The following is a 17,760-nucleotide window of genomic DNA, read 5'->3' on the forward strand; positions in this document are numbered from 1 at the left end:
GCCTAAAAGTGAAGCCACTATCGGGAACCGCGGCTGCGGCCGTCAGTCGCGGGGATGTGACGATTTGGCAGGGGGTTAGCAGCAATTAAGGGGTGTGGCGAGCGCCCGCCCTCACCCGCCCCGGCAAAACATCCGCCGTTCCACAGGCGCAAGCACTATAAGGTCCGGGGCCAGCATGCCGGCCATATATTACCTGCCGGCCACAGCTCACGTCGACGTCATGGTTTCCTTGACCTTCTCGACCAGCGCGCTGAGCGCGAACGGCTTCGGCAGGAAGGCGAATTGCTCGTTCTCCGGCAGGCTCTTGTCGAAGGCTTCTTCGGCATAACCTGAGACGAAGATGATCTTCAAATTCGGATTGCGCTTGCGCATTTCGCGCAACAGCGTCGGGCCGTCCATTTCGGGCATCACCACGTCGGAGACGACAAGATCGACCGCGCCGTCCTTTTCGTCGAGCGCTTCCATCGCCTCGATGCCGTTGGCAGCCTCGATCACGCTGTAGCCGCGCGAGCGAAGGCCGCGCGCATTCAGTGACCGCAAGCCGTCCTCATCCTCGACCAGCAGGATGGTGCCCTGACCGGTCAGGTCGGGCCGCGGCTTCGGCGGCTCGGTCGCAGCGTCCTTTGCCGCGCCATTCGCACCCTGCGTTTCGGGCTGGGCATCCAGTTCGGGACGATGCCGCGGCAGGAAGATGCGGAACGAGGTGCCCTCGCCGGGCACGGAGTCCACATAGACAAAGCCGCCGGTCTGCTTGACGATGCCGTACACCGTCGAGAGACCAAGCCCGGTGCCCTTGCCGACCTCCTTGGTCGAGAAGAACGGTTCGAAAATCTTGTCGACGATGTCGGCCGGGATTCCGGTGCCGGTGTCGGAAATGTCGATCCGCACGTAGTCGGCGGCCGGCATGCCCTTGTGGGTGAGCTGCGCGGCTTCATCCACCGTCACATTGCTGGTCCGCACCGTCAGCTTGCCGCCATCGGGCATGGCGTCGCGCGCGTTGACCGCGAGATTGACGACCACCTGTTCGAACTGCGAGACGTCGACCTTGACCGGCCAGAGATCGCGGCCATGCACGAGGTCGAGCTTGACCTTCTCCCCGATCAGGCGGCGCAGCAGCATGGTGAGGTCGGACAAGGCGTCGCCGAGGTCGAGCACCTGCGGCCGCAGCGTCTGGCGGCGCGAGAACGCCAGCAGTTGCCGCACCAGCGTCGCCGCACGGGTCGCGTTCTGCTTGATCTGCATGATGTCCTGGAACGACGGATCGGTCGGCTTGTGCGCGTTCAGCAGGAAGTCGTTGGCCATCATGATGGCGGACAGCACGTTGTTGAAGTCGTGCGCGATGCCGCCGGCGAGCTGGCCGACCATGTCCATCTTCTGCGACTGGTTGATCTGGTTTTCCAGCGTGCGCCGCTCGGTGGTCTCGAGGAGATAGACGATGGCGGCTTCGGTGTCGCGCTCGTCCTCCTCGACCGAGGTGACGAAGAACTGCCCCCAGCGCTCCTTGGCGCCGTCGAGCATGGCCTCGACCGGCGCGATGTCGCCCTGCCCTTCGGCCGCCTGGTTGATCGCCGCGATCAGAAGGCTGCGATCGCGCGCGTTCACGGTGCGGAAGATCGACTTGTTGGCCGCGCCGTCCGGGCTGAGGCTCTGCGCCAGCTTGGCGAAGCGGGCGTTGGCGCGGACGACGGCGCCGCCGCGGTCCACCGTCGCAATCGCCATCGGCGTATGGTCGAAGAATCGCATGAAGCGGACTTCGGCGGCACGTTCGGGGTCGGAATGCTCGTCGCGCGTGCGGCTGATCACCAGCGTGCGCGACGAACCCGGCGAGCCGTCGGCGCCGAAGGCGAGCTTGTGGTAGAGCCGCACCGGCATGGTCTTGCCGCCGCGCATGCGCAAGTCGATGTCGAACACCTCGGTCTTGACCTCGCCGGGCACCGCCACGATCGAAGTCAATAGCGCAGCACCATCGCCGGAGACGATATCGGTGAGCTTCAGCCCGCCCGAACCGATCTCGGCAAGATCGTAATCGAGCCAGTTCGCCAGCGTGGCGTTGACATAGATGACGTCGCCGGCCGGACTGACCGAGAAGAAACCACATGGCGCGTGGTCGAGATATTCGATGGCGTGCTGCAGCTCCCGGAACACATCTTCCTGGCGCTCGCGGTCCCGCGTGATGTCGGCGATCGACCACACCGCGTATTTTGCTTCGCGCTTGCTCTGGCCGAGCGGACGAACCCGCATCCGCAACCAGCGTCCCTGTGCACCGTCAGAGCCGGCGATGCGGACCTCCTCCTGCTGCCGCTTGCCTTCGCGGGCGGCCTTGAGCAGGCGGAATACGGCTTCGGAGACGTCCGGGTTGCCGATGAAGACCCGTTCGATAGGGCGCACGTCCTGCGGGCTCGCGGCGCCCGTCAGCGCCAGATAGGCGGCGTTCGAATAGACGACATGGCCCTTCGGATCGGTCACGGCCAAACCGTCATGGGCGTGATCGGCGATGCGGCCCATCACGGGGTCGTCGGCGGCGCGGTCGGTGAAGCGGATGATACCGGCGGCAAAGGCGAACAGATTGAACAGGCCGACCATGGCGAGCAGTGCCAGCACGCCGAGGATGTAGGGCTGGGCCTGGGCGCGACCGATGGTCATCAGCGCCACCGCCACCGCCACGATGCCGGCCGCCACCAGCAGCACCAGCATGATGCTACCGCCCCGCCGCGCCGGTTCGTGGGCCGCAAAGGGCTCGGTCGACGGATGGCTGTCAGTTTCGACGGTCATATGAAGCGGCGTTGCCCTTCGGCAAGGAGGTCATGCGCCGGTCAGGATCAGCCGGCCGCGGGTAACCCCGCGTTCGGCTGGCGCACCCCTCCTGAGTGCCTGAATCGGCCCCGCAAGCGCAAGCCCATCAGGCGGCTATTTGACAGATTGAAGGCATTTCAAGGCGATTTCCAGCGGTTCCTTTCACATTCTCCGGGTGGCAAGCCCGCTCTTCAAGCCCATGACGTAGCCGATGATCTCGGCGACCGCGTGATAGTGCTCGACCGGAATCTCCTCGTCGATATCGACGGTGGCATAAAGCGCGCGCGCCAGCGGCACGTTCTCCACGATCGGAATGTCGTGCTTCCTGGCGATTTCCCGGATCTTGAGCGCGATGTTGTCGGCGCCCTTGGCGACGCAGACCGGCGCCGTCATGCCGCGGTCGTAGGACAGCGCCACCGAATAGTGGGTCGGGTTGGTGATGATCACGCTGGCCTTGGGAACGGCGGACATCATGCGCTTCTTCATCCGCTGCACCCGCAACTGCCGGATACGGCCCTTGATGTGGGGATCGCCTTCGGACTGCTTGAACTCGTCCTTGATCTCCTGCAGCGACATCTTCTGCCGCTGGTACCATTGCCGGTACTGGAAGAAGTAATCGGCGATCGCGACTGCGGCCAGCATCGCCACCACTGCGCCCATCAATTGCAATGTCAGATTGGTGGTGACGCCGAGGATCGCCGAAGGATCGAACCGCAGGAACGACTCCAGCCGATGGCGCTCGGGCCACAGCACCGCCATCATGACGGTGCCGAGCGCGATCAGCTTGAACAGGCCCTTGGCGAAATTCGCCACCGCCTGCTTGCCGAAGATGCGTTTCAGTCCGGCGCCGGGCGATACCTTGCTGAATTTCGGTTTCAGCGATTCCGACGACCATACCAGCCGGTGCTGGATCATGTTGCCGGCGATCGCGGCGAGCGCCAGCATCAACAGCGGCACGCCGATCGCGCTGAGCACGGCATAGCCCAGCGTGTTGCCGAGCGCGAGCAGCGCCGCGCCGTCGGTATGAAGCTGGCCCGCATTGGCGATCAGGTTGCGCAGCGGCGTCAGGATGCCGCCGCCGATCGACCCCGAGAAGGTCGATAATATCAGCGTGCCGCCCGCGATGATGAACCAGGTGTTGACCTCCTGGCTCTTGGCGACGTCCCCCTTGGCAAGCGCATCGTCGAGACGTTTTTGCGTAGGGTCTTCTGTTTTGTCGTCGGTATCGTCGGCCATCGCGGCACCCTAGTATTTTGTTTGAGCATGATCTCCGGGCAAACGCGTTCCGCGTTTGCCCGGAGATCATGCTCTATTTCAGCGGCGTCAGCTCGTGCATCACGCCGATGAAGTAGTTGAGATAGGTCGCCATCATTCCAGTGAGAACGAGGCCGAAGATCAAAAAGCCCACCATGATCGACAGCGGCACGCCGACGAAATAGACCTGCATCGCCGGCATCAGCCGCGCCAGCACGCCAAGGCCGATATTGAAGACGAGGCCGAACACCAGAAACGGCGCCGAAAGCTGCATGCCGATCTTGAAGGCCGTGGCAAACGCACGCGTCGCCAGCGCCGCGACGTCGCCGCTCGGCATCAACTCGCCCGGCGAGAAAATCCGGTAGCTCTCGTTCAGCGCCGCGATGACGAGATGATGGCTGTCGGTGGCGAACAGCAGCGTCACGCCGAGAATGGTGAGAAAATTGCCGATCAGCAGACCCTGCTGCCCCTGGGTCGGATCCACGGCAGTGACGAAGCCGAGGCCGAGTTGCTGAGCGATCACCGAACCTGCGACCGACAGCGCCGACAGCGTGACGCGCGCGGTGGCGCCGAGCACGATGCCGATGACGATCTCGTGCACCATTAATACGCCGAGCGAGGCCATCGACGTCAGGTCGACCTGGTAGGCAGTGCGGTGCAGCGGCAGGATGATCAGCGTCAAGAGCAGCGCGATCCCAAGCTTGATGCGCACCGGGATATTGCTCTCGCCAAATCCCGGCAACAGCATCACCATCGCTCCCACGCGGGCGAACACCAGCATGAAGGTGGCGGCAAGGGCCGGCAGCAGCGATATGTCGACACGCATTCATTCACAATGCATCAACCGCCTATGATTCGCGACGATATCCGCATCATGTGACTGTGCAGCGAATCCGCCATGAACGGCAAAGCCAGCAACAATGTCACGAAGATCGCCAGTATCTTCGGCACGAAGATCAGCGTCTGTTCCTGGATCTGGGTCAGAGCCTGGAACAGCGAGACCACGACGCCGACCACGAGCCCGATCACCATCAAGGGCGACGACACCACCACGATGGTCCAGATCGCGTCGCGCGCCACGTCGAGGGTTTCAGCACCGGTCATTTCAGTTCCCTATCCACTCCTGAAGCATCAGCCCCGTCACTGCGAGGAGCCCTTGCGACGAAGCAATCCATTCTTTCTTTTCGCGGCGCCATGGATTGCTTCGCTGCGCTCGCAATGACGGCGTACGTCAGATCGGCATCTTCATGATGTCTTCGTAGGACTGGATCACCCGGTCGCGCACCGACACCAGCGTCGAAACCGCGACGTCGGTCTCAGCGACCGCCGTCACCACGTCCATGACATTGGCCTTGCCCGAACTCATCGCCATGGTCTGGGCGTCGGATTTCTTGCCGGCATCCAGCACGCTGCCCACCGCGTCCTTGAGCAGCGCGCTGAAGGACGGGCCGCCGGCGGATTGGCCGCCCTTCTCGGCGCCGCCGGATTCCATGATGCGCGAAAGCGCGGCGTAGGCGTTTGCTGCAACGGTCGGTGAAGCCATTTTCTACGGTTCCTGTTCAGGCCTTGAGGATGTCGAGCGTGCGTTGGATCATGCGGCGCGTGGCGCTGATGATGTTGAGGTTGGCTTCATAGGACCGCTGCGCCTCGCGCATGTCGGTCATTTCGACCAGCGGATTGACGTTGGGATATTTGACGTTGCCCGTGGCATCGGCCGCCGGATTGCTCGGCTCATGCTTGACGCGAAACGCCGACTGGTCGGTCCTGACCTTGCCGAGCGTCACCACCCGGGCATCCAGCGTGCGGTCGAGCGCGGACGAAAATGTCGGCACCTTGCGGCGATAGGGATCGCCGGCAGCAGTCGGCGCGGTCGAGTCCGCATTGGCGATGTTTTCCGAGATCACCCGCATGCGCCCCGCCTGCGCGCGCAGGCCTGACGTCGCGATGCTCATCGAGCGGGCGAAATCGCTTCCGTCTTCTGCCATGATCCGGCTCCCTTACGCGTCAGCGTTTTCCGATGGCGGTCTTGAGAAGTCCGAGGCTGCGGCTGTAGAGCGAAGTCGCCGCGGCGTAATCCATCTGGTTGGCCGAAACCTTCAGCATCTGGTCTTCCAGATTGACCGCATTGCCGGCCGGTTTGGTCAAAAAGCCGTTCCCGCCGCCGTCTCCCCTGAAGCTTGGTGTGCCGCCGGAAACGCCGATATGGGTCGATGAGGTGCGCATCATGGCAAGCGAGCCCATCGCGCCGCCGACATTCGCGCCCTTGTTGTCGAATTTCGGCTCGACCAGGTCGCTCGGCCTGAAATTGGGGGTATTGGCGTTGGACACGTTTTCGGCGAGCACGCGCTGGCGTTCCTGGTGCCACTGCATCTTGGTGCGCAGCGCCGACAGGATCGGAAGGTCGTTGATGGCCATCGCGAGCGGCTCCCCGTTAACCTCTGGCTGACGCCGCGAGGTAGGCAGAATTTGCCCGGTGTATGGTTAACGGCTGGTTAAAATTGCGTTCCGCCACCGCCGACATCCGCCAATGCCCGCTGACAGCGACAAAACGAGCGCATTTTCGCCACGAAAACTGCGTTAACCAGCACCAGCCGATGCGACTTGGGGCGCTCAGAAGTCGTTTTGGCTCAAGCGATTCTTGGTCTATTAATTAACCGGACGGCGGCGTTCGCCGCGGGGAATTAAGGAATAAGGCTGATCTCGGGCGTGATTCGCCGTCTGCGGATCGCTTCGGAGCATGGTCAGGATGGCGGGAACCGTACTCCCGGGGAACATGCTCGGACAGCAAGACCTGAGACCGCACTCGTCGAAGCCAGCATCAAGAGAACGGCCCGTGGCCGGGGACTAAAGAATGCAGACACTGACATTCCTCTTCGCATTCATCGCCGTTCTGGCGCTGATCGGCGTTGCCGCATGGGTGGTTCGCCGTTACGCCAACAACCGGCTCGGCGCCAACACCCAGCGCGGACGGATGCCGCGGCTCGCCGTGATCGACGCCGCCGCCGTGGACGGTCGCCGGCGCCTCGTGCTGGTACGGCGCGACAATGTCGAGCATCTCCTGATGATCGGCGGCCCGAGCGACATCGTGGTCGAACCCAACATCGTGCGCGCGATGCCCAACCGCGATCAAATGGCGCCGCGCCCGGCGGTCGGCGAGCAGCCGCCGCGCATCGCGCCGCTGCCCGATGTCGCCTGGAGCGAGGAAGCGGCAAGATCCGAATCGCGGTCGACCGACGCCTTCGATCATCATGCTGAACCGCAAATGCCGGAGCCGCCGCCGCGCCCCGCGCGGCCCTCCTTCGCCGACGAAATCCGTCGCCCTGCGCCGCCGCCGATGCCGGAACGTCGCGGCGATCCATTGACGGGGTTTGCGCCGGAATCGATCAGCGGTCGCCCCGAACCGGCCCCACCGCGTCTCGGCCGCAACGAGCCACTGATGCCACGGCCGCAGCGCGAGTTGCCTAAGGCACCGCCAGTCCGTGAGGCAGCGCCAGTCCGTGAGGCACCGCCAGTCCGCGAGGCACCGCCAATCCGAGAGGCGCTGCCTGTCCGTGACACTCCAGCGGTTCGTGAGACGCCGGCCCGGGCGCCTGAACGCGCCGCGGCGCCGCCGCCTCCGCCCCCTCCGGCCCCCGCGCCGTCGAGTGCCGACCAGAATCTAGCCGAAATGGCGCAGCGGCTGGAAGCCGCCCTGCGCCGACCGGCCGAACCGGTAGCGCCGCCGGTTGCGCCGGAAACGCCGCCCGCCCGGACCTCCCGCAGCGAGCCTCCCGTTCCCGCACCCGCGCCGCAGAAGAGCGGCTTCGAAAATCTCGAAGACGAGATGGCGTCCTTGCTGGGCCGTCCGAAGAATCCTTCGTGAGGCCGGCGGCTTCTCCGCGTAGAGTTTTATTTTTTTTAATCCTGACCGCCGCCGGATCGCTCGCCGATCCGGCGCTGGCGCAGGACATCAGCATCAATCTCGGCCAGGGCGGCGGCGGGGTCACCGAGCGCGCGATCCAGTTGATCGCGCTGTTGACGGTGCTGTCGATCGCGCCGTCGATCCTGATCATGATGACGTCGTTCACGCGGATCGTCGTCGTATTGTCGCTGCTGCGCACCGCATTGGGCACCGCGACCGCCCCACCCAACTCGGTGATCATTGCGCTCGCGATGTTCCTGACCGCGTTCGTGATGGGCCCCGTCTTGCAGAAGTCCTATGACGACGGCATCAAACCCCTGGTCGCCAACCAGATCGGGGTCGAGGAAGCACTGCAAAAGGCTTCGGTGCCGCTGCGTGGCTTCATGCAGAAGAACGTTCGTGAAAAGGATCTGAAGCTGTTCGTCGATCTCTCCGGCGAGGCGCCGCCGGCAACGCCGGAGGACCTGTCGCTGCGGATCCTGGTCCCGGCCTTCATGATCTCCGAACTGAAACGCGCCTTCGAGATCGGTTTCCTGCTGTTCCTCCCCTTCCTGATCATCGATCTCGTGGTCGCATCGGTCCTGATGTCGATGGGTATGATGATGCTGCCACCGGTCGTGGTGTCGCTGCCGTTCAAGTTGATCTTTTTCGTGCTGGTCGACGGCTGGTCGCTGGTGGCGGGAAGTCTGGTGCAAAGCTACGGCGGCAGTTAGCGGCCGGTTCCCTGGGCTCCACGGGCAAATAGGTCAATATTAGTTACGTATTTGCAGCGGACTTTCCTGGGGAATTTAAGGTCAGATTAGTTCCTTCGTGCACAATGGATGCCAGGGAACTGATTTTCGCAGTAAGCGCATCACCGGGTCAAACGATGGCAGGCCAGCCAATCGGCGATATGGACGCCGAATACGCCACGACGATTGCCGACCGGGCTATGCGGTTGATGGCGCAGCAGTCCGTTCCTGCCACCCCGAGCAATTTCGCCGTCTGGTTCGAATATTCCCTGGGCAATTCGCTGGCACTGCGAAAGACCATCGACATCCTGATCGCGGGCAAGCGCAAATTCGACCCGGCCATCAACCACGAGCTCTACATTACCTACGTGGCGCCGCAGTCCGGAGGCGACCCGCTCAGCGACCTTCCCGATCAATTGAGCGGCCTGATCGCCACCGCTCAGCAGTTCCTGAACACCGCCGTCACCGACAACCAGACCCACATCAAGGCGCTCGGCGAAGTATCGTCCGAAGCCGCTGCCACCAGCGATCCCCGGACGATCATTGCAAAGCTGGTTGACGAATTGTCAAAGGCGACGACGCGTGCCGCGACGCTGGAAGCAAATTTCGCCGCCACCTCGGAGGAACTGGACAGCATCCGCGACTCGCTGAAGGCGGCCGAGCAACGCTCCAACACCGATGCGCTGACCGGGCTCGCCAACCGGCACTCGATGGATGAATTCCTCCGCCTCGCCCAGATCGCGGCGATGGAAAAGGACGAGGCGCTCAGCGTTTTCCTGATCGACATCGATCACTTCAAGAAATTCAACGATGATTACGGCCATCAGGTCGGCGACCAGGTGCTTCGGCTGGTCGCAAAGGTCTTGCAGGAAGGTGTTCGCGAGGTGGATCTGGCCGCCCGCTATGGCGGCGAGGAATTGATCGCGGTGCTTCCGGGCGCCGATCTCGAGGTCTGTACGTCGGTCGCCGAGCGCATTCGCCGCCGCATCGCCGAAGCGCGTCTGACGCGTCGTGCGACGGGCAAGGAAATCGGCAGCATCACGGTTTCGATCGGGGTGGCCCAATTCCGCCTCGCCGAATCGGCGGAGGCCATGATCGAGCGCTGCGACCGCGGGCTTTATCAAGCCAAGCGGCTCGGCCGCAACCGCACGGTGACGGAAACCGAACTCGAGCCCGAGGCCGGCGCGGCCTAGCGGAATCGCTCTAACGTCAATGCGTGCCGGTTGAATCCGGTCCGATTCGCCTCCAGCCTGCCCTGTTTGAAGGGTAGAGAAGAAAAAACCGCCATCCCGCGCCGGTGTGGAACTATTGCCGCAATCCCGGCTTATCGCAGACGCCCTACAGCCGGGAGTATTCCATGAAAATCGCAGGGATGATTATGGCTGCCACCGCGGCCCTCAGCATCGCCGGCACGTCGGCACTTGCCCAGCAAATGCGGACCGGAATGGTGACCAGAATAGATCGGATCAGCGGCACCATCTCGATCAAGGACGTGCCTGATGGCACCACCGGCGCGAACGCCGGAGTCGCGACCGAAGAATTCAAGATCCAGGACGGCGCGCGGCTGAACGTCCTGCACGCCGGCGACAGGGTCACCTTTGCCGTGAGCGAAACGGCGGGGACCAAGACCATCACGAAGATCGACAAGAAGTAGGACGTTGCCGAAGCGACATCCAACCTGATGATGTCTCGCTTCGACCGGAGAACAGCGAGGCCCGGAGTGCCTAGGAGTCCGGGCCTCGTAACCGGAACTGCCCTTTCCGGATAGAGCCGCTCGGTACGAAGTGCACTGTAGGGTTACCCGACCGGCCTGCTTTGATCTGCCGCAAATTTTATTCCCGGAAACCCGGCACCGGTTTCTTACGGCTAGCGCGGCGGTGCCCGCTCGAGCGAAGCGCGAATTTCAGCGGCTGCTTCGTCGCAATACTCATTCAGTTTCTGGAATCGTTGCTGCAACGCCCTAAGTTTCACGGCGCGCTTGGCTGGCCCTTCCCGATCAATATTGAATCTGTCGGCGGGCGATGGACGGGACGCCGCAGCCTCCGCGACCGCCAGCGCCGCTTGCATCGATGTGTCGTGACCGTCGGTGGAGGACATTTCTGCACGCCTTACAAATTGGAATCCGTTCGGATTCGATCCGGTGGAATTTCCGTGTGGTCACGCGCTGGCGTTGTGAGTTTGCAGCGTGCAGTGTGTTGCTTGCATGCCCGGGCAGGGTCGATTTAGTGGCGAAAAATGGATGCTTGCGGCGAATGAGCGGCACGACCTCGTAGTCTTACGGACTTTCTGTCCACGATTAGGATGCAATCGGCAGCCACCATTGCCGGATTGAGTCGTTTGTTGCTTCAGCGATAGTTCGATATGCCCGCCCAGCCTTCAGAAACCTGTCTGCCGCCGCGCTGTGAGATCTGCGGCGTAGGTACGGCCCAGATCGGAAAGCTGCCCCGGATCGGACTGCGCCCCCTCATCTACGTTTACAAGTGCGACGCCTGCAACAAGATCACTTCGATCGAGCCCGATCGGCAGGATAGCCCCACCATCAGCCCCACTGTCACTCCGCCGATGCCAAAGTCGCGCATCAAGAAGGCCCCGCACAAGATCTCCCGGTGACAGCCGCACTGATCGCCGGTCACAGCACCGGCCGAGGGATGGCGGCTTCGGACTGCGTTTCTCCAGTTCGGAAAACGTCGCGATTGCGGCTCGACCGGGTTTCATCTTGGGAATGCCGCATGTAAAGCTTCGCCAAACTTCTCAAAAAGAAGAGGCAGGGGCATGTCCGAGGGCTTCATTGACGAACTGCGCAACGCGCTCGACAAGGGCACGGTGCTATCAGGCGGCGACATCGACGCGCGCTATCACCACGATCTCGCCGGCAATCCGGTGCCGAAACCGCGCGCAGTCGTCCGCCCGAGAACGACGGAGGATGTCTCCGCGTTGCTGCGGCTCTGTCATCGCGAAGGCGTCCCCGTTACGACGCAGGGCGGCATGACCGGGCTGGTACGCGGCGCGCTGCCGAATGCGAATGAAATCGTGCTGTCGATGGAGCGCATGAACAGCGTCGAAGAGGTCGATGCGTCCGCCGGCGTCGCCATCGTGCAGGCCGGCACGCCGCTGCAGAAGCTCCAGGAGCGGGTCGAGCAGGACGGCCTGATGTTTCCGCTCGACCTCGGTGCGCGCGGCAGCTGCACCATCGGCGGCAACATCTCGACCAATGCCGGCGGCAACCGCGTCATCCGTTACGGCATGACGCGCGATCTGATCCTCGGCCTCGAAGTCGTCACGGCCGACGGCACCGTGCTCAAGGGCCTGCGCAAATACATCAAGAACAATACCGGCATCGACCTCAAGCAGCTTTTCATCGGCAGCGAAGGCATCCTCGGCGTCGTGACGCGCGCCGCGCTGCGCGTCTTTCCCGCACCGGCCGAGCGGCAGGTGGCGCTGTGCGCCCTGCCCTCGTTCGGGCAGGTCACGGCTTTCCTGAGGATGGCGCGGGAACGTCTCGGCGGCGAATTGACCGCATTCGAGGTGATGTGGAATGCCTACTACCGTCTCACCGTCGAGCGCGTGAAGGGCGTGGCCGGGCCGCTGCCGACCCACCATCCGTTCTACGTTCTGCTGGAGGCTTCCGGCAGCGACCCCGAGCGTATCCATGCCGACCTCGAGAAACTGCTCGAGACGGCAATGGGCGACGATCTGATCCTCGACGCCACGCTCTCGACCTCGAATGCATCTGCGGCTGCGATCTGGCGCATCCGCGATTCCAGCGTCGAACTGGGCCGTACCTTCCCTTACGCCGCCCGCGTTGGTTTCGATGTCAGCCTCGCCATCGACCGGATGGAGGAATATGCCGACACGATCGGCTCACGCATCAGGGCCGTTGACCCGCACGCCTTCGCCATCGTGTTCGGCCATGCCGGCGACGGCAATTTGCACGTCAACGTGCATCACGAGCATACGCCCGACAAGCACGACGAATTCGAGAAGCTCGTCTACGACATCACCGGCGAATTCGGCGGCTCGGTCTCGGCCGAACACGGCATCGGCATCCTCAAGCGGCCTTATCTGAGAATGAGCCGCACCGAAGAGGAAATCGAAACCATGCGCACGCTCAAGCGTGCGCTCGACCCGAAGAACATCCTGAACCCGGGACGAATTTTTACGGTGTGAAGACGTTTCGGGCGGTCAAGCCGGGCCGGACGCCCGCAACTGCCCCTCACTCCTTGAAATTATACTGCTTGCAGAGGTGGTCGCCGATCTGGACCAGCATGGCGACGCATTCGGGATAGCCCGGTTTGGCGATCGTGGCGTCATCGGCCTTGGCGCGGAATTCCCAGCTATCGCCGTCAGGGATCACCGAGATGACGATGCCGTCGGGACAATCGACATGGACCTTCAACTCGGCTCGCGCCATCGCAATGAGTTCGGCTTCGGTTTTGGCGGGCTTGCTCATTGTGACGGCATCCTCCGGCAGGCTGGTTGCGTGCAGGTTGCCGCTTTGACGTGCATCTGTCGAGGGGTGACGGAACGACGCCCCATCCCGTCGCGCTCGATGGCCCCATTCCGCCGAACGCGTTTGCCACTGTGCGGCGGCTCTCACGGCAATCGCAGCGCAGCGCGTTATTGCGCCGCGCTTGCCGGCCTCGTTTCGGCAATAACCCGCAGCGAAACGGGGTTGTCCGTGTCCGGCTCCGAGCCGGTCGCGATCGGGTCGGCCAGCGATGGCGGCGATTTCTGAATGTGCTTGGTGAATATCCTGATGACGCGGCCTCTGACGACGGGCACCTTGTCGAACATATCGGATGCAATGCCTTCGACGGCATCCCGCAACGCCAGGAATTGCGCCTGCCTGGCCATGCTTTCTGTTCCTTTGGTGCCGGCCAGTTCGTCCATCGCGGCATCGCTGATCTGGCACTCGACCGTATCGGCGTCGTTCAGCATGGTGAACCTGAACGCCAGGCGTTCGTTGTCATGTCCAATAATTCGGTCCCGGGTCAGCGGCATCGGACGGCCAGTTTTGGGCGGCTAGCTAGAGACGATAACAGGCAGCGCCAAGGAGACGCTGACATCCTCCGTAGTGCGTCAACTGGTCAAAAATTGGCCGAACCTGCGGCCAAATCCGCTACCTGGCCTGCTTCTTCATTTCGATCCGCCGGATGCCTGATATCGCGGGCAAGGCGCCGGTATGGACGGGCTCGCTCCCGGATGTTTCCGGCGACAGCGGCGCGCGGGCGGTAGCATCCGGGAAGCGGATCTTCATTTCGCGGATGAAGCCGTCGAGCGTGTCGACGGTGGCGGCCATCTTGGCGATCAGGGCGAATTCGGCGCTGTTGGAGGCGGCCGGCTTGCTCGCGGTCTCGAACGCGAACCGGTCGGCCTCGCCGGTCATCAGGGGCGCGTATTTCTCACGGAAACGGGCCAGGCCGATGGCGTCCCCGGCCAGCGCATAGCCGACCACGGCGCGGATCACGTCGCTCTTCTCGGCGGCGTCCAGCGGTTTGAAATCCCGCCAGCGGTCGGCGTAGTACAGTTCGATCTGTTCGGAAGCCTCCCGCCACTGCCGCGACGCCCAATAGATGTCGGAGCGCAGCCGGATCGCTTCGCGGCCGGTAATGTTGGAGATGATATCGAGCGCGAGGTCATGGCGACCGATGTCGCTCTGGGCCCGTGCCTCAAGGAGCAGCCGCTGCTGCCGCAGTTCGCCGGAGAGATCGGCGATCCGGGTCAAGCGCAGCGCCGCGATCGCCCGGTCCGGCTTGCGGTTGGTCAGGTAGACCATGGCAAGGCGCGCGGCCACCTGCGCGCGCGCGGCTCCCTCCAGCCGCTTGTCGACCTGATACTGCAGCAATTCGGCGGCCTGGTCGAGCAGGTCGACCGCAGCCAGCCGGTCCGCGAGGCGCCGGATCATCTCGTCGCCGCGCCGGCCGATCGGCGTCAATTCGCGAAACTCATAGAACATGGCGAGGGCGTCGACCGGCTTCATGTCGTCGCCCTTCGAGCCGAGATAGAGCTCCGTGAACAAGGCGGACGCCGCATCCTGGCCCTGTCGCGACAGTTCGGAATTGGGCTGCAGCTTCGTCGCGGTCTTGGCGGCTCCGAGCGAGTCGGCATAACGCCCGCTTTCGGCGTAGATCTGGGCCAGCTTGCTCAACGTCCTCAGCTCGATCGTGTCGCCGCGCCAGATGACCGACAACGCCTCCAGTTCGCGCAGCAACTCGGCCTGGCCGAGTTCGCCGCGCCTGTGCCGCAGCAGGGCCTGCAGCAGCCTCGCCTCGGCCGACGCCTGCCGGTCGCGGGACTGCGCCGCGTAGCGGTAGGAGTCGAGCGCGTCCTTGTCGTGCCCCAGCGCCTCGGCGAGCCGCCCGCGCAGCACCGCGATTTCGGGCTTCATCTCGTTGGGAATGCCGATCACCTCGAGTTCGCTGCGCCGCCGAGAGGCCCCGGCATAATCCTTGACCTCGAGCGAGGCCCGCATCGCATCCGTGGTGACGATGCGCTGCAGCTCCAGCGGCAGCGCGGCGATCGAGAATTCGGCGTTCTTGAACTTTTCGCGCGCGTCCGCCCATTTTTCCTGACGGGCGAACGCGAACCCTTTCCACAATTGGGAATCGTAGCCGTTGCCGATCGCAGGACTTGCAAGATCCTTCAGCGCCCGCTCGGGATGGCCGATCAGGATGCTGGCGACGGCATGCACCATCAGCACGGCGGCATCTTCGTTCCCCTGGTTGGTGTCGGAGAGGATGAGGTTGGTCACCCCCCTCGCTTCCTGATACATCCCCCGCGACATGTAGAAATTGGCAAGATCGAGGCGGGCTTCCGTCTTTTGCTCAGGCCTCGCGGTGGCCGCGGCCTTGGTCAACGCATCCAGTTTGGCGAGAAATTTCTCTTCCCGGTTCTTGCGCCATTCGTCGGCGTCGAACAGCGGCCTCACTGCCGCGGTGGCGCGTTCGGCCGCGACGTCGGCGGAGGACAGCGTCAATCCGCCGGGGCGTCCAAGCATCACCTTGTCGGCGCCGACCTCGGCGCTGATATCGTCGGAGTTCGGGTGCACGACCACGCCGTGAACGGATTCCAGCAGCGATAGTTCGACGAAATCCTGCCGCTTGATGAGGCCGCGGGTCGGCGGCGGCGCGGTGACGACCAACAGCGTATCACCGGCGTCGGGATCGACCAGCCGATGCATCGCACCGGGATTGGCCAGCGGCACGGCGACATTGGCGAGCGCGGGATCGGTAATATTCCGCAGCACCATCAGCGGCAGCGGTGGCGTCTGGCCGCGGTCGGCGAAGGTCAGCGTCCACTCGGCGCCGTTGGCGCGGCCTTCGCTTTCGAGCGAAGGGATCTGCGGCCGGTTGAGGCGGATCCGGATGGCCTGGCCCTTTTCCAGCGGCAGCTGGCTGACATTGCCGATGATGGCGCCGCCCTTGGCGCGGATCGGTTCGATATCGATCGGTTTGGCATGGTCGAACACCAGCCACACCGTGTCGGCGCGGCGGAACAGCGCAGCCGGAGTCGGCGCAGCAAAGGAGAACGTCACGCGCAGGCCGTCGCTGTCACGCCTCGCCTCGACGGTGGGGGTCTTGTCTTGGGCACCGCTTACCGGCGGCGGACTGGATACCGCCGGCGCTGTCTCCTTCGACGGCTCCGCGAGAGGTGGAGCCTGCCTGGGTGCCACGGCCTTCGGCGCTTCCGCGGCGGCGGCCGGGACCTGTTCGGCAGGCTGCGCCACTTTCGCGGCTTCCGCCGGCAGCGATATTTTTTCCGGTACGGCCGCCACCTTCTCGGCTGCGGGAGCCGCATTGTCATTGGCCGGCGTCGCCTTTTCGACGGCGGGCGTTGCGGCCTCGGCCACGGCCGGCGCTTCGGTCACCTGGGCGGGCTTGATCTCGATCCTGGCCTGTTCGGCAATCATCTCCGAGGTAACAGGTGGGATTTCCGCCGGCTGCTGCGGCGGCGCTTCCTTCTTGTCGCGCGAAATCCGCGAGGCCGGCCCGGGCTTTGCCGGTGCGGCCGGCCTGGCCTCGGCATGCGGCGCGGCCAGCGCGGGCTTTTCCGCCTGCTGGAAGGCGACGTCGATCACATAGTTCTTTTCCTCGCGGAAGGAATGCACGTCGACCTCGCCGATCAGCACGATGTCGACTGCGCAAGAATCGACGTCGGCCCGCTGGTTGATCGAGGCGATGTTTGGCGGCGCCGCCACCTTCGCATCCGCCAGGTCGAAATTGAGCACGCTGTTGAACTGCAGCGTCAGCTTCTGATCGTTCAGCACCGACGACACGTTGACGCCGTCGGGCATCTCGAACACGAAGCGGACGAAGGTCGGCTGCACCGAGGCGCGGACACGCACCGGCGGTTTCTTCTTCGCGGCGGCCACCGCCATCTGCGCGCGCAGCGCCCGCTCGGCGGCCCGTGCCCGCTCCGCCAGTTCGCGCACGACCGCCGCGGGAAGCGCGGGCGGCGGACCGGTCCAGCTATCGGGCAGGAAGTCGACGAAGATCCGCTCCCCTGCCGTCATGGTGTTGACGGTTGCCCGCCGCGACAACGACAGCCGGATCGCCGTGCCGTCGGGATCGCGCCGCGCCGAGCCGACATAATCGGGCACGGCGTCCGACAATTTGTCGACAGGAATATCCACCGGGCGCTTGAAGTGAATGATGATGATCGAACCCGCGGTCGAAACGTCGGATTCGACGTCCTCGGCCAGCTTCAGCACCAGCCGGGCGAAACCGCCGCCGGACGTGAAAGTCGCCTCCCCCCGGACCGGATCGTCGGCGCGGCAAGGCTGCGAAATAACGAGGCCGGCCAGCAGCAGGACAAGGGCAAGCGGCCGGCCGAGGCACAGCCGGGCCGCCCGCGCCAAAGCGCGGCCCTGCGACCCAGTTCCAGCGGCAGCCCTTTGCCCCATCCAGGAAATCTCGCGGCCTCAATGAGTTCTGCGGCGAAGCGCGCTCGCCTGCCGGTTTGAATCTTGGATCGGCTGACTTAAGGTTTTGTTAACGTCAACTCATTGATTTCGTTGGAGGGGGTCCGCGGGCCCATGCTGCCGCGCCAGGGTGGACCGGAATGCGCCCTCGTCCCGCAAGA

The 17,760-nt window shown here is 64.0% G+C and carries 16 protein-coding genes; 5 read left to right on the plus strand and 11 right to left on the minus strand.

The genetic code is table 11. From position 1 onward, the window contains the following. Positions 1-207: 207 nt before the first annotated feature. The 7 genes from cckA to flgB all read right to left on the minus strand — a co-directional run bounded on the left by cckA (position 208) and on the right by flgB (position 6,462). Positions 208-2,772: a cell cycle histidine kinase CckA gene (gene cckA, locus JQ624_RS25305; RefSeq protein WP_212421626.1), complete on the minus strand. Its 2,565-nt coding sequence runs from the start codon at positions 2,770-2,772 to the stop codon at positions 208-210. 183 nt (positions 2,773-2,955) lie between these two features. Beyond that, entirely contained in the window at positions 2,956-4,029 is a 1,074-nt protein-coding gene (gene flhB, locus JQ624_RS25310) for a flagellar biosynthesis protein FlhB (RefSeq protein WP_212421627.1), read from the minus strand. Between the two features lie 73 nt (positions 4,030-4,102). Further along, on the minus strand, positions 4,103-4,873 hold the full coding sequence (gene fliR, locus JQ624_RS25315; protein ID WP_212421628.1) for a flagellar biosynthetic protein FliR: 771 nt from the start codon (positions 4,871-4,873) through the stop codon (positions 4,103-4,105). A gap of 14 nt (positions 4,874-4,887) precedes the next feature. Beyond that, positions 4,888-5,151: a flagellar biosynthesis protein FliQ gene (gene fliQ, locus JQ624_RS25320; protein WP_025588824.1), complete on the minus strand. Its 264-nt coding sequence runs from the start codon at positions 5,149-5,151 to the stop codon at positions 4,888-4,890. Between the two features lie 127 nt (positions 5,152-5,278). Next, on the minus strand, positions 5,279-5,590 hold the full coding sequence (gene fliE, locus JQ624_RS25325) for a flagellar hook-basal body complex protein FliE (RefSeq protein ID WP_212421629.1): 312 nt from the start codon (positions 5,588-5,590) through the stop codon (positions 5,279-5,281). Between the two features lie 16 nt (positions 5,591-5,606). Further along, on the minus strand, positions 5,607-6,032 hold the full coding sequence (gene flgC / locus JQ624_RS25330; protein WP_212421630.1) for a flagellar basal body rod protein FlgC: 426 nt from the start codon (positions 6,030-6,032) through the stop codon (positions 5,607-5,609). Positions 6,033-6,051: 19 nt separating this feature from the next. Further along, a complete protein-coding gene (gene flgB / locus JQ624_RS25335; RefSeq protein WP_212421631.1) occupies positions 6,052-6,462 on the minus strand; it encodes a flagellar basal body rod protein FlgB in 411 nt (136 codons plus the stop codon). A 436-nt stretch (positions 6,463-6,898) separates the two neighbouring features. On the opposite strand from flgB, the gene JQ624_RS25340 reads away from it, so the two are divergent. The 4 genes from JQ624_RS25340 to JQ624_RS25355 all read left to right on the plus strand — a co-directional run bounded on the left by JQ624_RS25340 (position 6,899) and on the right by JQ624_RS25355 (position 10,333). Beyond that, a complete protein-coding gene (locus JQ624_RS25340; RefSeq protein ID WP_212421632.1) occupies positions 6,899-7,909 on the plus strand; it encodes a flagellar biosynthetic protein FliO in 1,011 nt (336 codons plus the stop codon). Continuing rightward, positions 7,906-8,661, plus strand: coding sequence for a flagellar type III secretion system pore protein FliP (gene fliP / locus JQ624_RS25345; protein WP_212421633.1), 756 nt, complete (start codon positions 7,906-7,908; stop codon positions 8,659-8,661). Before JQ624_RS25340 ends, fliP begins: the two co-directional genes overlap by 4 nt. 227 nt (positions 8,662-8,888) lie before the next feature. Further along, entirely contained in the window at positions 8,889-9,872 is a 984-nt protein-coding gene (locus JQ624_RS25350; RefSeq protein ID WP_212421665.1) for a GGDEF domain-containing protein, read from the plus strand. A gap of 164 nt (positions 9,873-10,036) precedes the next feature. Beyond that, positions 10,037-10,333 (plus strand): copper-binding protein, encoded by a 297-nt coding sequence (locus JQ624_RS25355; RefSeq protein ID WP_212421634.1) that lies wholly within the window; start codon positions 10,037-10,039, stop codon positions 10,331-10,333. 212 nt (positions 10,334-10,545) lie between these two features. On the opposite strand, the gene JQ624_RS25360 is transcribed toward JQ624_RS25355, so the two are convergent. Further along, positions 10,546-10,776 (minus strand): hypothetical protein, encoded by a 231-nt coding sequence (locus JQ624_RS25360; protein WP_212421635.1) that lies wholly within the window; start codon positions 10,774-10,776, stop codon positions 10,546-10,548. A gap of 675 nt (positions 10,777-11,451) precedes the next feature. On the opposite strand from JQ624_RS25360, the gene JQ624_RS25365 reads away from it, so the two are divergent. After that, the gene (locus JQ624_RS25365; protein WP_212421636.1) at positions 11,452-12,846 is read left to right on the plus strand and encodes an FAD-binding oxidoreductase; all 1,395 of its coding nucleotides are present in this window, start codon (positions 11,452-11,454) and stop codon (positions 12,844-12,846) included. Positions 12,847-12,892: 46 nt separating this feature from the next. Here JQ624_RS25365 and JQ624_RS25370 read toward each other — a convergent pair whose 3' ends face one another. The 3 genes from JQ624_RS25370 to JQ624_RS25380 all read right to left on the minus strand — a co-directional run bounded on the left by JQ624_RS25370 (position 12,893) and on the right by JQ624_RS25380 (position 17,581). Beyond that, positions 12,893-13,129, minus strand: coding sequence for a hypothetical protein (locus JQ624_RS25370; RefSeq protein ID WP_212421637.1), 237 nt, complete (start codon positions 13,127-13,129; stop codon positions 12,893-12,895). A 167-nt stretch (positions 13,130-13,296) separates the two neighbouring features. Then, positions 13,297-13,680 (minus strand): DUF1488 family protein, encoded by a 384-nt coding sequence (locus JQ624_RS25375; protein ID WP_212421638.1) that lies wholly within the window; start codon positions 13,678-13,680, stop codon positions 13,297-13,299. A gap of 118 nt (positions 13,681-13,798) precedes the next feature. Next, positions 13,799-17,581, minus strand: coding sequence for a tetratricopeptide repeat protein (locus tag JQ624_RS25380; protein WP_212421639.1), 3,783 nt, complete (start codon positions 17,579-17,581; stop codon positions 13,799-13,801). Positions 17,582-17,760 lie beyond the last annotated feature (179 nt).

Source organism: Bradyrhizobium sp. AUGA SZCCT0283 (assembly GCF_018130385.1).
Classification (GTDB): Bacteria; Pseudomonadota; Alphaproteobacteria; order Rhizobiales; family Xanthobacteraceae; genus Bradyrhizobium.

What these genes read in the sequence shown, in the direction of transcription:
- JQ624_RS25370 (WP_212421637.1), bottom strand. Translation starts at nt 13,129, where the DNA reads ATGAGCAAGCCCGCCAAAACCGAAGCCGAACTCATTGCGATGGCGCGA.
- JQ624_RS25365 (WP_212421636.1), top strand. Translation starts at nt 11,452, where the DNA reads ATGTCCGAGGGCTTCATTGACGAACTGCGCAACGCGCTCGACAAGGGC.
- flgB (WP_212421631.1), bottom strand. Translation starts at nt 6,462, where the DNA reads ATGGCCATCAACGACCTTCCGATCCTGTCGGCGCTGCGCACCAAGATG.
- flgC (WP_212421630.1), bottom strand. Translation starts at nt 6,032, where the DNA reads ATGGCAGAAGACGGAAGCGATTTCGCCCGCTCGATGAGCATCGCGACG.
- JQ624_RS25340 (WP_212421632.1), top strand. Translation starts at nt 6,899, where the DNA reads ATGCAGACACTGACATTCCTCTTCGCATTCATCGCCGTTCTGGCGCTG.
- JQ624_RS25355 (WP_212421634.1), top strand. Translation starts at nt 10,037, where the DNA reads ATGAAAATCGCAGGGATGATTATGGCTGCCACCGCGGCCCTCAGCATC.
- fliR (WP_212421628.1), bottom strand. Translation starts at nt 4,873, where the DNA reads ATGCGTGTCGACATATCGCTGCTGCCGGCCCTTGCCGCCACCTTCATG.
- cckA (WP_212421626.1), bottom strand. Translation starts at nt 2,772, where the DNA reads ATGACCGTCGAAACTGACAGCCATCCGTCGACCGAGCCCTTTGCGGCC.
- JQ624_RS25350 (WP_212421665.1), top strand. Translation starts at nt 8,889, where the DNA reads ATGGCGCAGCAGTCCGTTCCTGCCACCCCGAGCAATTTCGCCGTCTGG.
- JQ624_RS25360 (WP_212421635.1), bottom strand. Translation starts at nt 10,776, where the DNA reads ATGTCCTCCACCGACGGTCACGACACATCGATGCAAGCGGCGCTGGCG.
- JQ624_RS25380 (WP_212421639.1), bottom strand. Translation starts at nt 17,581, where the DNA reads ATGGGGCAAAGGGCTGCCGCTGGAACTGGGTCGCAGGGCCGCGCTTTG.
- flhB (WP_212421627.1), bottom strand. Translation starts at nt 4,029, where the DNA reads ATGGCCGACGATACCGACGACAAAACAGAAGACCCTACGCAAAAACGT.
- JQ624_RS25375 (WP_212421638.1), bottom strand. Translation starts at nt 13,680, where the DNA reads ATGCCGCTGACCCGGGACCGAATTATTGGACATGACAACGAACGCCTG.
- fliQ (WP_025588824.1), bottom strand. Translation starts at nt 5,151, where the DNA reads ATGACCGGTGCTGAAACCCTCGACGTGGCGCGCGACGCGATCTGGACC.
- fliE (WP_212421629.1), bottom strand. Translation starts at nt 5,590, where the DNA reads ATGGCTTCACCGACCGTTGCAGCAAACGCCTACGCCGCGCTTTCGCGC.